We start from the raw sequence: 16052 nt of genomic DNA on the forward strand, positions 1-16052 counted from the left end.
GCGACATCAGCCGTGGTCGTGGTCGTCGTCGTTGTGTTCGTCCTCGAGGAGCATGCCGACGGAGGTGGCGCAGGCGTCGCCGCGCCAGGCTTCGACGCCTTCTCGGATGGCGAAGCCGGCAATGACGAGGCCGGCGATGGCGTCAGCCCACCACCAGCCGAGGAGGCTGTTGAGGAGGAGACCCGCGAGGACCGCGGCGGACAGGTAGGTGCAGATGAGCGTCTGCTTGGAGTCGGCGACGGCGGTGGCGGAACCGAGTTCGCGGCCGGTGCGTCGTTCGGCCAGGGAGAGGAACGGCATGATGATCACGCTGAGCGCGGTGATGATGATGCCGAGCGTGGTGTGCTGCGCCTCGACTCGTCCCAGCAGCGTCAGCAGCGATGTGATGACGACGTAGATCGCGAGGGAGAAGAACGCGACGGCGATGACACGCAGAGTGGGCTTCTCCCAGCGTTCCGGGTCCTGGCGGGTGAATTGCCAGGCCACCGCGGCAGCGGAGAGGACCTCGATGGTGGAGTCCAGGCCGAAGGCGATCAGCGCGCCGGAGGAGGCGATGCTGCCGGCGGTGATCGCGACGATCGCTTCGATCAGGTTGTAGGCGATCGTGGCGGTGACGATCCAGCGGATCCGTCGCTGCAGGACGGCGCGGCGATCGGCCGTGAGGCTGATGCTCATGCGCAGCTGCAGCCCTCCCCGTCACAGCAGTCCGGTTCGACAACGAGAACGACCTGCAGCAGTTCATCGAGCGCCGGTGCGAGGTGAGAGTCAGCGAGCCGATACTGACTGCGCCGGCCGTCAGGGGTGGCCTCCACGAGGCCGCAGCCGCGGAGACACGCCAGCTGGTTGGACATCACCTGCCGGGAGACGCCCAACGTCTCCGCGAGGTCCGACGGATAGGCCGGCGCCTCCCGCAACGCCAGCAGGATGCCCACTCGTGTCGGATCCGACAAAGCGTGGCCGAACCGGGCGAGCGCTGCGGTATGCGTGACGGTAGCCGTGGGAGCGAGCATGACGCCACGATACAGCGGCTCGTGAATTAATGGAACGGTGAACCGTTACGAACGCATCGCGTCATCGTAGTTCGTCTCGCTCGTGCCCGGCCCGGCGCCGATAGCGGAGGGTGACGATCTCGAACGGCCGCAGCTCGAGCGTCGTGGACGGCGCATCCCACGGATCGCCGGTCGCGCGCTCGAGCAGGTCGGTGCGCTCGCAGCTCGCGGCGTCGAAGAGCGCCGTCACCGAGACGGATCCCCGACCGCCGGCCGATTCGTACAGCCGGAGGATGACGTCGCCGGACTCGTCGTCGGCCAGCTTGACCGTCTCGGCCACCACGGTCTCGCTGCGCACGGCGAAGAGGGCGGCCGCGGCGTGGTCGCCGGTGACGCGCCGCACGGGCCGGTTGAGCCGGTACCCCTCGGCGACGGCATCCCGGATGCCGGCATTCGGCCGCAACGCGACCCTCAGGGTGTGCGTGCCCTGATCGGCCACGGGGTCGGGGAAGCGGGGTGCGCGGATGAGCGACATGCCCAGCGTGGTGGAGCGCCCGCCCCCGGTGCGCGGGGTGCGGCGGGCGTCGTGCCCGTGGGTGGAGTCGTTGGCGACCGCGACGCCGTAGCCGGGCTCGCCGACGTGCACCCACCGATGCGTGCAGAACTCGAAGCGCGCGGCCTCCCAGGAGGTGTTCTCGTGCGTGACGCGGTGCACGTGGCCGAACTGGGTCTCGGCGGCGGTGACGTCGGCGTGCACATCGATGTCGACGTACAGCTTCAGCAGCTTCTGGCTCTCGTGCCAATCGATGACCAGCTCGAGGTCCAACACAGGCGCGCCGGGCGCGAGGGTGAGCCGCTGCGTCACGTGCGACGCGCCGAAGGAGCGGACCACCGTCACCGTCACCGATCCGTCGTCGTCCGTCACCGCGTCCAGCGACTCGGGCGCGCCGACGTCGAGGGGCGTGGCGTTGCGGCGGTAGTGGTCGTCGATGTCCCAGGCATCCCACTCGTTCGGGGTGTCGCGGTGCAGCACCAGCCGGTTCGCCGCGCCGCCCGGGGCCACCGCCTCGCGACCCGAGACCTCGTCGACGAGTGAGACGACGAGCCCGCGCGCGTCGATGACCGCTCGGAGCACACCGTTGTCGACCGCCAGGCCACCGTCGGGTCGGCGCTCCCACGTCGCGTCGGCCGCCGTCTCGGCGCGGGCGCCGATGGCGAACGCCCCGACGCCGAGGCCGGGCAGGGGCATCGGGTTGGCGACGAACGGCGTCGATCCGGTGCCGACGAGGGCGGCCACACTGCGGTCGATGATCGTGGTGAGCTCGTCGCGGATCCGCGCGTGGTCGCGCTCGGCCTCGCGATGGACCCAGGCGATCGAGCTGCCGGGGAGGATGTCGTGGAACTGGAGCAGCAGCACGGTCTCCCAGGCCCGCCGCAGCTCGTCGTAGGGGTACGGCTCGCCGGTGCGGATCGCGGCCGTCGCCGACCAGAGCTCCGCCTCGTGCAGGAGCTGCTCGCTGCGCCGGTTGCCCTGCTTCGTGCGCAGCTGCGACGTGTAGGTGCCCCGGTGCAGCTCGAGGTACATCTCGCCCGCCCACACCGGCGCGTCCGCGTACTCGGCCTCGGCATCCGTGAAGAACCGGCGGGGCGCGGCGATCTCGACGCGGGGAAGGCCCTCGAGGTCGCGTGACCTCTGGGCGGCGGCCAGCATCTCGCGGGTCGGGCCGCCGCCTCCGTCGCCGTACCCGAACGGCACGAGCGAGGTCGTGGCGGCACCGGCGTCCTTGAAGTTGCGCTCGGTGTGCAGCAGCTCGGCCGGCGTCAGCTCGGAGTTGTAGGTGTCGGCCGGCGGCAGATGGGTGAACACGCGCGTGCCGTCGATCCCCTCCCACCAGAACGTGTGGTGCGGCAGCCGGTTCACCTGGCTCCACGACAGCTTCTGCGTCAGGAACCAGCGATTGCCCGTGCCCCGGACGATCTGCGGCAGCGCCGCCGAGTAGCCGAACGAGTCCGGAAGCCAGACCTCCTCGGTCTCGACCCCGAGACGCTCGCGGAAGAACCGCTTGCCGTGGAGGAACTGGCGGATCATCGACTCGCCGGCGGGCATGTTCGTGTCGGACTCGACCCACATGCCGCCGACGGGCACGAACCTGCCGGCCTGCACCTGCTCGCGCACCCGCGCGAACAATGCGGGGTGGTGCTCCTCGAGCCACGCGTACTGCTGCGCCGACGAGGCGGCGAAGACGAACTCCGGATGCCGCTCCATGAGCTCCAGCGCGTTCGCGAACGTCCGCGCGACCTTGCGGATCGTCTCGCGGGTGGGCCAGAGCCATGCGGAGTCGATGTGCGCGTGGCCGACCGCGACGATGCGGTGGCTGGACGCGTGCGCGGGGGAGGCGAGCAGGGGTGCGATGGCCTCGCGGGCGAGCGCCGCAGTGGCCGCGACGTCGTCGGGATCGACGACGTCGAGCATCCGCTCGAGGCCTCGCACGATGGTGTGGTGCCGCGGGGAGTCCTGCGCCAGCTCGCCCAACAGGCCGCTGAGCACCTGGATGTCCTGCAGCAGCTCCCACGCCGTCTCGTCGCGCCTGACGAAGCCGATGGCGCCGAGGCTGTACAGCGGCCCTTCACCCGACGTCAGCTTGTCGCCCAGCGGCGTCGCCGCGAAGGTCCACTCGCCCGCGACGTCGGGGTTCGCGGCAGCTTCGACGTAGAGCGTGAGGTCGTCGCCGGCGTCCGCGTCGAGCGGCAGGTGGTGGCCGCGGGGTGAGACTGCCTTGAGGATGCTGCCGTCCGGGCGGTACGCCAGACCCTCGACCTGGAAGCCCGGGCGGTCGGCCGTGAAGCCGAGGTCGCACACGATCTCGGTGTGCTGCGGGCTCCACCCTTCAGGGAGCCGCCCCGAGAGCCGGAACCACGTCGAGCTCCACGCACGGCCCCACGTCCAGCCGGCCGGAGTCGGCTCGTACCCGCGAACGACCGCCTCCGCGAACGGCACCGGCTCGTCGGGCACGGACCAGTGCTCGACCCGCAGCGGGTGGAACTCGGGGTGCACGGCCGGCTCGAGCCGCTCCCTGGTGAACCTCCGCAGGCGTGCCTGCACATGCGACCGGTCGTCGTGCACCTTTGCTCCTCACTTGCCGGGGCGTCCGCGTCTTCGCATCGGAGTTGCCCGCCGACGAGCGTACATGCAACGCTGTGAGGCAACAACCGGTTTCAAAGGTGTGACATGACGATCAGAGCACTTGTTCTCCCGGGTGGGAGCTACCGCCACCATGCACCGCACGAGGCGGAGCCCGTCGTCGCGTGGCTGCGCGCGCTGGGAGTCGAGGCTGACATCTTCCGGTATCCCGTCGGGATGGCGCACCCCGCCGCGCACGACGCGATCGGCGCCCGTATCGCCGAGCTGCGCGGCGCGGGCGCCGACCGCGTGCTGCTCGTGGGCTTCTCCGCCGGGGGACACGCCGCCGGGCTCGCTGCACTCCGGCCCGCCGACGCGACCCGCCGCGTCGACGGGCTGGTGCTCGGGTATCCGGTCGTCTCGTTGGAAAAGCACTCTCATCAGGGATCCAGCGAGGTCCTCCTCGGTGACGAAGATACTCCCGCTCGTCGGGCGGCACTATCGCTGGAGTCGCTCGTCACCGCCGCTGCGCCAGCATCCTTCCTCTTCCACTCGTTCGACGATCAGAAGGTCCCCGTCGAGCATTCGCTCCTGCTGTCGTCGGCGATGCACCACGCGGGGATCCCGCACGAGCTTCACCTGTACCCTCTCGGCGGGCACGGCTGCGGCCTCGGAGGCGACCTCGTGCCGTGGACGAATGCGTGCGCCGCATGGCTCGCACGGGAGGGCTGGCTGCGCGACGGCTCGATCCCGGCTTGACATCGGATATGTTTCACGCCAGAGTGATGAAACCGGTTGAGATTCGCATCGAGATCAGAGTGCACGCCGAACTACGAAGGAGTAGAGACAAATGACACAGCAGCGCTGGGTTCGCGCGGGCGGACTCGTCACGGGCATCGCCGTCACGGGACTGCTCGTGAGCGGATGCGCGGGCGGCGGTTCGCCCTCGTCGACGCCGTCGGCCGAGGCGGTGACGTGCGACCCCGATGCTGATGTGACCATCACGGTGGGCGAGCGACCGACGTCGGACCAGACGGCCAACCTCGAGGCGTGGGAGAACGCGGTCGCGCAGTTCGAAGAGGACCACCCCAACATCACCATCGACGACGAAGAGACGAAGTACGACGTCTCCACCTTCCCCGCGCTGCTCGTCGGCGGAACGCTGCCGACCACCCTGCAGGTGCCGTTCACCGACATCCAGTCGCTGATCGAGCGCGGCCAGGCGGCCGACATCACGGCGTACGTCGAGAGCGACGACGTGCTGAGCCAGCTGAACCCGCAGCTCAAGGCCGTCACCGAGGACGCCGACGGCCACACCTACGGCGTGGTGCGAGCCGCCTACACGATGGGTCTCATCTACGACCGCGCGCTGTTCACCGAGGCCGGTCTCGACCCCGACGCACCCCCCACGACGTGGGACGAGGTGCTGGATGCCGCCGCCACGATCTCGGACGAGACCGGGCAGACCGGCTTCATCATCCCCACCACCGCCAACACCGGAGGCTGGCTGCTGACATCGATGTCGTACTCGAACGGCGACCTCGTCGAGGAGGTCGACGGCGACACCACGACCGTCACCCTGGACACGCCCGGGATGGAGGCGAGCCTGCAGTTCCTGCACGATGTGCGATGGGAGGAGGAGGCCGCCGGTGCCAACTTCCTCTATGACAACAACGCCATCCGCGACGACATCGCCGCCGGCTCCATCGGTCAGAGCCTCAACGGGGCGAACCTGTACAACAGCCTCGTGATCGGCCGCGGCATGCCGAAGGAGGATTTCGGACTCGCCCCGTTCCCGACGGGCGACGACCCCCTGGGCGTGCTCGGGGGCGGCAACATCCAGTGGTTCAACCCGAAGGCCACGCCCGACCAGCTCTGCGCGGCGCTGGAGTGGACGAAGTTCTACTTCCTGAACCGCTACGTCGATGAAGAGGCGGCGGTCACGTGGGCCGAGGCCCAGGTCGCCGACGACCTGCCGGTCGGCCTGCCGGAGGTGCCGGTCGTCTCGGACGAGCAGTACGAGACGTACCTCGGCTGGATCGAGCCGTACATCAACGTTCCGCGCGAGAACTACACCGCCTACCTCGACAGCCTCGCGACGGCGACGATCGTCCCGGAGCCGGCGAAGAAGGCGCAGGAGCTGTACGCCGCGCTCGACCCTGTCGTGCAGGCTGTCCTCACGCGTGAGGACGCGGACTTCGACGAGCTGCTGACGTCGGCCGAGACGCAGGTCCAGGACCTGGTCGACGCCGGATGATCCGCTCCCGGTGGCCGCGGACAGCCGCGGCCACCGGATGCATCCGGCCCGAGAACACCGACGGGAGACACACCGTGACCGCAACCGCTCCGCCCTTCGTCGGTCTGCCGGCCGACGCGGCCGCCGACACCGCTACGCCCTCCGCTGCGCCCCGGCGGCGCAAGGGACCGCGCGCGCGATTGGTGGCGTGGGTGCGCAACGGCGGCGTGCCGACGCTCGTCATGTTCGTGCCGCTGCTGCTGACGTTCGGCTACTTCGCGTGGTGGCCGATCCTCAAGAGCCTCATCCTCGCCTTCCAGCAGACGGACCTCATCAACGACCCGACATGGGTGGGCCTGCGCAACTTCGAGCGCGTGCTGGCCGACCCGCTGCTGTGGACCGCCGCCGGCAACACCGTCTGGTTCGCGGTCCTGGCGCTGTTCATCGGCTTCCCCCTGCCGATCCTGATGGCGATGGTGATGGCGGAGCTGCGGCGCAGCCGCCAGATCTCGAGCGTCCTCGTCTACCTGCCCGTCATCATCCCGCCCGTGGTCAGCGTCCTGCTCTGGAAGCAGTTCTACGACCCCTCGTCGTCCGGCCTCTTCAACACCGTGCTCGGCTGGTTCGGACTGGGGCCGATCGGCTGGCTGCAGGACCCGGCGCTCGCGATGCCCAGCATCGTGATCCAGGCGACGTGGGCGACGGCGGGCACGGCCACGATCATCTACCTCGCGGCGCTCATGTCGATCCAGGCCGAGCTCTACGACGCGGCCGAGGTCGATGGGGCGTCGATCCTGCAGCGCACCTGGCACGTGACGCTGCCCCAGCTGCGCAGCGTGATCCTGCTCATGCTGCTGCTGCAGATCATCGGCACCATGCAGGTCTTCACCGATCCCTTCGTCATGACCGGCGGCGGACCCGAGAACCGGACGGTGACACTCCTGATGCTCATCTACAACTACGCCTTCCTGTCGGGCGACTTCGGCAAGGCGACGGCCCTGAGCCTGCTCCTCGCCGTCGTCCTGAGCGTGATCTCGGCGATCTACCTGCGGCTGACGCGGAAGTGGAGCGAATCGTGACCTTCGTGACCACCACGGTCCGCGCGATCGGCAAGGGGAAGGCGGCGAAGGAGGACACCGACGACCGCACCAACGTCTCGGCGCTCGACAGGTCGCGCCGCTCGGTCCGCCTCACGACGCGGATCCTCGCGGTCGTCCTCATCGCCTGCCTGATCGTCGTCTCGTTCGGGCCGCTGCTGTGGCTGTTCAAGGCGGCGCTGTCGACCAGCCAGGACATCCTCAAGTATCCGTTCGAGTGGTGGCCGAGCGGCATCCAGTGGCAGAACCTGCCCGACGCGTGGTCGCAGATCCGCATCGGCCAATACCTGCTCAACACGGTCTGGATGGCGGCAGGATGCTGGTTCTTCGGGCTGCTCGTCGCCCTCACCGGCGGCTACGGGATCTCGATCCTGAAGCCCCGCTACGCGAAGGTGGTCAACGCCGGCGTCCTCGCGACGCTCTTCATCCCGGGCGTCGTGTCGCTGATCTCGCTCTACGTGACGATCCTCGATGTGCCGCTGATCGGCGTGAACCTCGTCAACACGTACTGGGCGGTGTGGCTGCCGACCGCGGCCAGCGCCTTCAACGTGCTGCTGGTGGCCCGCTTCTTCGACCGCCTGCCACGGGACGTGTTCGAGGCGGCGAAGATCGACGGCGCGGGCGTCTTCCGGGTGTTCTGGTCGATCGTCCTGCCGATGTCGCGGCCCGTGATCGGCGTCGTGTCGCTCCTCACGATCGTCGGCTCGTGGAAGGAATTCCTCTGGCCGTTGCTGGTCCTGCCCTCGCCGGATCTGCAGCCCCTCTCGGTCGGGCTCTACCGCGTCAGCGACACCGCTCCGACGAGTCTGCTCATGGCGGGCATGTTCATCTCGGTGATCATCCCCATCGCGCTGTTCCTGATGTTCCAGCGTCAGTTCCTCCGCAGCGCCGGCCAGGCCGGCGCGATCAAGGGGTGACCACGGCGGTCACCCGGATCGGATCAGTCCATGTCTCACGTGCACCGGCGCATCGTCGCGCCCGCTGCGGCCATGCTGACGGCTTTCGCCATGGTCGTCGGCATCCTTCTCGCCACCTCCTCGCCCGCGCAGGCGAGTCTCACCGAGTCCGACTCGTTCGAAGGCTGGACGACGACCGTGTCGGGCACGCCCGACTTCGTGATCTCGGCTGACACCGCGATCGCCCACGACGCCACGACCGCGGCACGGGTCGAGTACGCCACGGCCTACTCGAACAGCTACGTCGACCTCCGCCAGAACATCCGGGCGGCCGGCGGCACCACCTACGCGATGAGCGCCTGGGTGAAGACGGAGAACCTCTCGTCATCGGGCGCCGCGTACTTCGTGCTGAGCGGCGACCACTCGCAGCGCGTCGAGCTGCCCGCCGGCACGAACGAGTGGACCAAGCTGGAGTGGACGTACACCCAGCCACTGGGCAGCATGACCTTCGTCATGCGTCTGCTGGTGCGCGGGGCAGGGACCGTATGGGTCGACGACGTGCGGATGACCGCGCCGGCGAGCCAGGCCAACCTCGTGATCAACCCGTCGTTCGAGGAGCACGACCCGCCCCCCGGCACGCTGGCCTTCACGGACACCGCCCTCGTCTACGACGTCGGCGATGCGCACATCGGCGTGACCACCCTGGCGAGCAGCGTGACCTGGGACGTCCGTGCGTCATCCGGGCAGCGCGTCGACTCGGGCGTCGAGACCGTCGCCGGCGGCGGGGCATCCATCGATCTGGCCGCGCTGCCGGCCGGCTACTACTCGGTCACGATGTCGGTGACCGCACCGGTCGCCGCGACGCGCACTGCGACGCTGGCGATCGTCGAGGATGCCGACGAACCCGCATCCTCCGATCATCCGGTGGGGCTGGCGGTCCACGTGAACCGGTACTCGGTCGACCAGGTCGACAGCCTGATGGGTCCGCTCGGTGCGGGCATGCTCCGCGAGGGCCCGTCGTGGGACACCATCGAGACGTCGCCCGGGGTGTACCAGTTCCCCGCGCACTTCGATGCGCAGCTCGCCGCCGCGAAGGCCCGCGGCGAACGGCCGCTGGTCATCCTCGCCTACTTCAGCCGCTGGTACGACGGCGGCAAGACGCCGAGCTCACCCGAGGGGATCGCGGCGTTCGCGAACTACGCCGCGGCGGCCGCCGCCCACTACGGCTCCGACGTGGACTACGAGATCTACAACGAGTTCAACCACACCTTCAACAACGGCGCGTGCGGCATGACCGCCGCCTGCTACATGGACCTTCTCGTGCCGGCTGCCGCGGCGATCCACGCGGCGGCACCGGGTGCGCGCGTCGTCGGTCCCGTCAGCGCCGGCGCCAAGTGGGACTTCATGGAGGACCTCTTCGCGCTCGGCGCGCTCGAGCACCTCGACGTCGTCAGCTATCACACGTACGACTTCCCGGTGGCGCCGGAGGGGCGTACCGAAGCCGGCGTGGCGACGCTGCGGGCACTGATCGAGCAGTACGCGCCGGGCTCCGGCATCCCGATCTGGCTCAGCGAGCACGGCTGGACGACGACCTCCGGCGGCACCACCGAACAGCAGCAGGCCGCGTACATCGTGCGGTCGGCGGCGCTCCTCGAAGCCGCGGGCGTCGACCGCGTCGTCTACTACGAGCTGATCAACTCGGGTGCCAATCCTGCCGAGCAGGAGCACAACTTCGGCATCTCGCGGCTGCCCACCGACGGCGGCACCGCGCTCACCCCGAAGCCCGCCTATCCTGCGCTCGCGGTGTTCAACCGCCTGACCGCCGGTCGGGAGCTCTCGGGCCTGCAGCGCGTCGACGGCGCCATCGTGGCCGAGTACACGGATGCCGCGGGCGACGTGCTGCGGATGATGTGGGCGACAGGCGACCCGGTGACGCTGGCGGTGAGCACCGGGAGCGACGCGCGTCTCGTCAAGGGCGACGGCCGATCGTGGCGCGCCCAGCCGAACGGGCGCGTCGAGGTCACCGTCGGCGGGAATCCCGTCTACGTGACCGGGGGCCTCGCGACGCCCACCATCGTCGCCGACCCGGCCGTGCACATCGGCACGCCGGACCAGATCCCGCTCGACGGCACCCCCGGCGTGCCCGTCACGGTCGATCGCGCAGCGCTCGGGATCGCGGGCGACGTCTCGGTCTTCGGGCCGGTCGGCGGGGGCACGACGCTCGCCGGCACCTCCGGCGAGGTGGCCGGTGCGGTGACGCTCGCCCCGATGCGCGAGCTCGGCGCCCACCCGGTCGCGTACACCGTGCGCAGCGGCGACGCGGTCATCGCGTTCGTCGACGACAGCGCGACCGTCGTCGAGAACCCCGTGCTCTCGCTCGGACCGGTGGCCGGCGCGGACGACGTCGGTCTCGCGCTGACCGTGCAGAACCTGGCCGGAGCGCCGACGGCGGACGTCGACGACATCGCGTGGACCGTCGGCCCGGCATCGGGCACGCAGGCGGCGGTGCAGGTCGCGGGCGGCGAGACGGCCGCGTTGGATCTGGACCTCGGAGACATCGACACGTGGCAGCCCTACCCGTTCACGGTGCGCGCCACGGCCGGGTCCGAGGAGCGCCGGCTGGCGGGAACGACGGCGCTCGCGCCGATCGCGGCGGCGCCGTCGGACGGCACCGCCGTGGACTGGCGGGCACGCGGCACCTACGTGCCGCTCAGCGGATCCGTCGCGACGGCCGACGACCTCGGCGGAACCTTCGCGGTCTCGTGGAGCGCCGACGGACTGCGTGTGCGCGCCGATGTGCAGGACGAGGACCACACCGCCGCAGCGACGGTCGACAGGCTCTGGGCGGGGGACTCCCTGCAGTTCGCCGTGGCCAGGGGGCTGCCCGGCGCCGACCCCGCATCGCGTGTGGAGCTGGGTGCGTATCTCGGGGCGGATGGCCCGGGGGTCTACCGCTACACCGCGCCCGTCGGTGTCCTCGATGCTCCCGCCGCGATCACACGTGACGGCACGACGACCGCGTACGACGTCACGGTGCCGTGGGACGTGCTCGGGGTCGACCCCGCCGCCGGCGCCTTCTCGTTCTCGATCCTCGTCAACGACAACGACGGCGGCATCCGCGAGGGGTTCTACGAATGGGGCAGCGGCATCGGCGCGGGCAAGAACGCGGCGCTGTTCGTGCCGGTCGTGCCCGTCGCGCCGGTTCCCGCAGCCCAGGCCACCGGCATCCAGGTCGACGGCCGGCCGCTTGACGGCTTCGCTCCTGAGCGCACCGAGTACAGCGTGCCCGCGCTCGCCGGAGGACCCCTGCCCGTGCTCACGGCGACGGCGGACGACGGCATCCGTGTCGAGGTCGCACAGCCGACGGACGCCCCCGGCACCGCCACGGTGGTCACCTCGGCCGACGGGCGGCCGAGCACGACCTACACGGTCGCGGTCGAGCGGGTCACCGGCGACGACGCCTCGATCGACGCAGCCGTCCGCACCGCGTGCGTCGGCGATCGCGTGCAGTACCTCGTGTCGGTGCGCAACACGGCCGAGTTCGCGTCGGATGTCCGTGCAACCTCGTCGTTCGGCGACGAGAAGCGGTCCGGCGTGCCCGCGGGCGCGACGAGAGTGATCGACCTGCGATCCACGGAGGCGATGACGGATGCCGGACGCGTCCGGGTCGCGGCCTACGTGCCGTACCTCGCGCCCGATCGCGCCGCGTCGTACACGACCGTCGAGGTGCCCGTCCCCGCGCGCGACTGCTCGCGCCCGAGTGCCCAGCCAGACGAACAGGGAGACCTTGAATGACCGCACCGACCCGCTACGCGATCATCGGCACCGGAGGCCGCGCGCAGATGTACATCGACGCGCTGACCGGACGCTACGCCGACGCCGCCGAGCTCATCGCGTGGGCGGATCCGAACCCGGGACGACTGGACTGGAACGAACAGCGCGTCCGCGCCGCCGGTCGCCCCGCACCGAGACGGATCGATCTGACGGAGCTGACGGCGGCCGTCGAGAGACTGCGCATCGAGCGGGTCATCGTCACCGCGCCGGACTTCGCCCACGCCGACCTCGTCGTCGCCGCGCTCCACGGCGGTGCCGACGTGGTGGTCGAGAAGCCGCTGACCACCGACGCGGAGGGCGTCCGCCGCATCGCGGAGGCGGTCGAGGCCACCGGACGTGCGGTGATCGTCACCTTCAACTACCGGTACTCGCCCCGCAACGCCGTTCTCAAGCGCATCATCGCGAGCGGCGAGATCGGCGAGGTCACCTCGGTGCACTTCGAATGGCTGCTCGACACCTCGCACGGCGCCGACTACTTCCGCCGCTGGCACCGGCAGAAGCAGAACTCCGGCGGCCTGCTCGTCCACAAGTCGTCGCACCACTTCGACCTGGTCAACTGGTGGCTCGCCGACCTCCCCGTCCGCGTCTTCGCGAGCGGCGGGCTCCGCTTCTACGGGGCGCAGAACGCCGCGCGGCGCGGACTGGGCGAGAGGCCCGAGCGCGGCACGGTCGACGCCGCCCGACGCGATCCGTTCGCGCTCGACCTGCGCGAGCACAACGTGCTGCGGGGGCTCTACTACGAGCAGGAGCAGCACGACGGGTACCTGCGTGACCGGGACGTGTTCGACGAGGGCATCAGCATCGAAGACAACCTCTCGCTGATCGTCGACTACGCTCGCGGCGCCAGCATGACGTACGCGCTCAACGCCCACTCCCCGTGGGAGGGGTACACCGTCGCCGTCAACGGCACGGCGGGACGCGCGGAGCTGTCCGTCGTCGAGCGCGGCGCCATCCTGCTCGACGCAACCGGGCGGCAGCACGTCGTCGACCCGAGCGCGCGCCCTGAGGCCGTCACCGACGAGACCGGTCGTCCGGTCGGCGAGCGACTCATGGTCCAGCGGCACTTCGATGCGGCGCGCGAGGTCCGGATCCCCCACGCGGCCGGCGGGCACGGCGGTGCGGACGACGCCCTGCTGCGCGACCTGCTCGTCGGGACGGATGCCGATCCTCTCGGCCAGGCCGCGACCTGGCTGGACGGCGTCCGCGCGATGGCCGTCGGAGTGGCGGGCAACGACTCGCTCGCCGACGGGGCAGCGGTGCTCATCCGCGACCTCTCCTTCGGCGCCGCGGCGACCGCCCTGGATGCAGAACCGCGCGACGTCGTCGGCTCCCCGGCGGCGGCATCCCGATGACGCGATTCGACCTCCCGATCGAGGAGCTCCGCCGGTTCGCGCCGGACGTCGCCGAACCCGATGACTTCGACCGCTTCTGGGCTGAGACCCTCGGAGAGGCGCGAGCGGCGGGCGGTCGCGTCACCGTCGCGGACGCCGACGTGCCGCTGCGGGCCCTCGAAGCGCGCGAGCTGATCTTCCCCGGGTTCGCCGGCGATCCCGTGCGGGCCTGGTACCTGCGGCCTGCCGGGGTGAGCGCCGACCTCCCGGCGGTCGTCGAGTTCCTCGGATACGGCGGCGGGCGAGGGATGCCGCAGCAGCGACTCACGTGGGCGGCTGCGGGGTTCGCGTACATCGTGATGGACACGCGCGGACAGGCGGCCGCCGACACCGCCGACCCGCACGGGTCGGAGCCCAGCGTTCCGGGGTTGCTGACGCGCGGCGTCGGGGACCCGGCGACCTACTACTACCGCAGGGTGTTCACCGACGGCGTGCGGTGCGTGGATGCCGTGCGGGGCCTGGACGGCATCGATCCTGCCGCCGTCGCGATCGCGGGCGGCAGCCAGGGTGGCGGCATCGCTCTCGCCGTCGCAGGGCTTCACGACGAGGTCGCCGCCGCGATCGTGGACTACCCGTTCCTGTGCCATTTCCGCCGCGCCGTCGGGATGACCGGCCGCGAGCCCTATCAGGAGGTCGTGCGCTACCTGGCGATCCACCGCGGTCGCACCGACGCGGTGTTCCGCACGCTGTCGTACTTCGACGGCGTGACCTTCGCCGCACGCGCGAGCGCACCGGCACTGTTCTCGGTGGGTCTGCAGGACCCGGTGTGCCCGCCGTCGACGGTGTTCGCGGCGTACAACGCGTACGCGGCATCCGTGAAGGAGATGGTGACCTTCGAGTTCAACGAGCACGAGGGCGGCGGCGCGGAGCACTGGCCGCGCCAGGTGGCGTTCCTCGAAGAGCAGCCGGCCTTCGCCGGCGGCGCCGACCGCACGCGAGACCTCCCGGTGTTCGCGGCCTCGGGTCAGTAGGATCACGAGATGGTCACGCAACGCGCTGTGCGATTGAGCGACGTCGCTGCGGTGGCGGGCGTGTCGAAGGCGACGGCGTCCAAGGCCCTCAACGACAGTCCCGTCGTCTCCGCGGCGACCAAGGCCCGCGTGCGCGAGGCGGCCGAACGACTCGACTTCCGGCCGAACGCGCTGGCATTGTCGTTCGCCTCGGGCCGCAGCCGCACTGTCGGCCTTCTGACGCATCGGGCGACCGCGACGTTCTCCCGCGCCGTCGTCATGGGGGCGATCCTCGAACTCGGTCGTCGTGAGCGCGCGGTGCTGGTCTTCGACGGGCGCATCAACGCCCACCACGAGATGACCGAGAGCATCCGCACCCTCCGCGACCGTCGCATCGACGGGCTCCTCGTGGTCGGCGCGGGCTTCGGGCGGGTCACGCCGTCCATCACCCACCAGTTCGAGGTTCCGGTGACGTACGCGTTCGCGGCATCCGACAACCCCGACGATTCGGTCTTCGTTCCCGACAACGAGCAGGCCGGCTACCTCGCCGCACGCCACCTGATCTCCCTCGGCCGCACCCGGATCGCCCACGTCACGTCGGATGCCGACGACCTCGCCGTCCGACGTCGCGAGGCCGGCTTCCGCCGCGCGCTCGCCGAGGCGGGCGTGCCGCCGCTGCCGACGCTCTACGGCAGCTGGCGCCGCGAGTGGGGCGAGCAGGCGGTCGGCGCGCTGCGGGAGTCGGGTACCGAGTTCGACGCCGTCTTCTGCGGCAACGACCACATCGGCTTCGGCGTCCTCGACGCGCTGGAGGCCGCCGGGGTCGACGTGCCCGGCGACGTGGCGGTCGTGGGCATCGACAACTGGGAGGAAGTCATCCTCGACCAGAAGCTCCGGCGCCTCACCACCGTCGACCTCGACCTGACCGGCGTCGGGCGCGTGGCAGCCGACAACGTCATCGAACCCGCTGCCACGGGCGGGGAGCGCTTCGTCGAGCCCCGCCTCGTCCTCGGCCCGTCGACGTAGGACGGGGACGAGGGGATGTCGCTGACCCGGCCCGCGGATCCGCAGTGGCGGGGGCCGGCTGGCGGGTTCCGCCGGTGGGAGAGGTCGGCCGAGCTGGGCCGCGGCGACGAGGTCTGGCGCTGGGCGAGCCGCGAGGTGCTGCGGTGGGGGATCAAGACCCGGAGCGGATTCACCGTGGCGCCGGGCGACTCTGTGACCGCGGGGGACCGGCCGGTCATCACTGCGCATCCTTTCGGCTTCGCGGTGCGTGAACCCGTCGAGGTGGTCGAGGTGGTGCAGGAGAGCGATCGGGTCGGTTTCGCCTACCGCACACTGCCCGGTCATCCCGTGAGCGGCGAGGAGGCCTTCATCGTGCACCGGCACGGGGACGCGGTGATCCTGACGGTCCGCTCCCTCACACGCCCCAGTCCGCGCGGGGCATGGCGGGCGGCCTACCCGGCGCTGCTGATGGCGCAGCGCGTGGCGCGGCGGCGCTACTTCCGGGCGCTGCGCGTGCGGGCTCCACGCTGATC

General features: G+C 70.7%; 12 protein-coding genes. 9 read left to right on the forward strand and 3 right to left on the reverse strand.

Annotation, left to right across the window (positions count from 1 at the left end; all coding sequences use genetic code 11):
- Positions 1-6: 6 nt before the first annotated feature.
- The 3 genes from MRBLMI12_RS11625 to MRBLMI12_RS11635 form a co-directional block, all read right to left on the reverse strand.
- Entirely contained in the window at positions 7-675 is a 669-nt protein-coding gene (locus MRBLMI12_RS11625) for a cation transporter (RefSeq protein ID WP_363356631.1), read from the reverse strand.
- The gene (locus tag MRBLMI12_RS11630; RefSeq protein WP_363356632.1) at positions 672-1010 is read right to left on the reverse strand and encodes an ArsR/SmtB family transcription factor; all 339 of its coding nucleotides are present in this window, start codon (positions 1008-1010) and stop codon (positions 672-674) included. The genes MRBLMI12_RS11625 and MRBLMI12_RS11630 overlap by 4 nt, the downstream gene beginning before the upstream one ends.
- 61 nt (positions 1011-1071) lie before the next feature.
- The gene (locus MRBLMI12_RS11635) at positions 1072-4113 is read right to left on the reverse strand and encodes an alpha-mannosidase (RefSeq protein ID WP_363356633.1); all 3042 of its coding nucleotides are present in this window, start codon (positions 4111-4113) and stop codon (positions 1072-1074) included.
- A gap of 105 nt (positions 4114-4218) precedes the next feature.
- Between MRBLMI12_RS11635 and MRBLMI12_RS11640 the strand changes: the two genes are divergently transcribed.
- The 9 genes from MRBLMI12_RS11640 (at position 4219) to MRBLMI12_RS11680 (ending at position 16050) form a co-directional block, all read left to right on the forward strand.
- Positions 4219-4869, forward strand: coding sequence for a prolyl oligopeptidase family serine peptidase (locus MRBLMI12_RS11640; protein WP_363356634.1), 651 nt, complete (start codon positions 4219-4221; stop codon positions 4867-4869).
- Between the two features lie 91 nt (positions 4870-4960).
- Positions 4961-6367 (forward strand): ABC transporter substrate-binding protein, encoded by a 1407-nt coding sequence (locus MRBLMI12_RS11645; protein ID WP_363356635.1) that lies wholly within the window; start codon positions 4961-4963, stop codon positions 6365-6367.
- A 74-nt stretch (positions 6368-6441) separates the two neighbouring features.
- Complete coding sequence (locus tag MRBLMI12_RS11650; RefSeq protein WP_404908194.1) at positions 6442-7425, forward strand: carbohydrate ABC transporter permease; 984 nt, start codon at positions 6442-6444, stop codon at positions 7423-7425.
- The gene (locus MRBLMI12_RS11655) at positions 7422-8360 is read left to right on the forward strand and encodes a carbohydrate ABC transporter permease (RefSeq protein ID WP_363356636.1); all 939 of its coding nucleotides are present in this window, start codon (positions 7422-7424) and stop codon (positions 8358-8360) included. Before MRBLMI12_RS11650 ends, MRBLMI12_RS11655 begins: the two co-directional genes overlap by 4 nt.
- A gap of 30 nt (positions 8361-8390) precedes the next feature.
- Positions 8391-12134, forward strand: coding sequence for a hypothetical protein (locus MRBLMI12_RS11660; protein WP_363356637.1), 3744 nt, complete (start codon positions 8391-8393; stop codon positions 12132-12134).
- A complete protein-coding gene (locus MRBLMI12_RS11665) occupies positions 12131-13525 on the forward strand; it encodes a Gfo/Idh/MocA family protein (protein WP_363356638.1) in 1395 nt (464 codons plus the stop codon). Before MRBLMI12_RS11660 ends, MRBLMI12_RS11665 begins: the two co-directional genes overlap by 4 nt.
- On the forward strand, positions 13522-14535 hold the full coding sequence (locus MRBLMI12_RS11670; RefSeq protein WP_363356639.1) for an acetylxylan esterase: 1014 nt from the start codon (positions 13522-13524) through the stop codon (positions 14533-14535). Before MRBLMI12_RS11665 ends, MRBLMI12_RS11670 begins: the two co-directional genes overlap by 4 nt.
- A 9-nt stretch (positions 14536-14544) precedes the next feature.
- Entirely contained in the window at positions 14545-15540 is a 996-nt protein-coding gene (locus MRBLMI12_RS11675) for a LacI family DNA-binding transcriptional regulator (protein WP_363356640.1), read from the forward strand.
- A 15-nt stretch (positions 15541-15555) separates the two neighbouring features.
- Positions 15556-16050: a DUF1990 family protein gene (locus tag MRBLMI12_RS11680; RefSeq protein ID WP_363356641.1), complete on the forward strand. Its 495-nt coding sequence runs from the start codon at positions 15556-15558 to the stop codon at positions 16048-16050.
- Positions 16051-16052: the final 2 nt, after the last annotated feature.

This window comes from Microbacterium sp. LMI12-1-1.1, from assembly GCF_040676455.1.
Classification (GTDB): Bacteria; Actinomycetota; Actinomycetes; order Actinomycetales; family Microbacteriaceae; genus Microbacterium.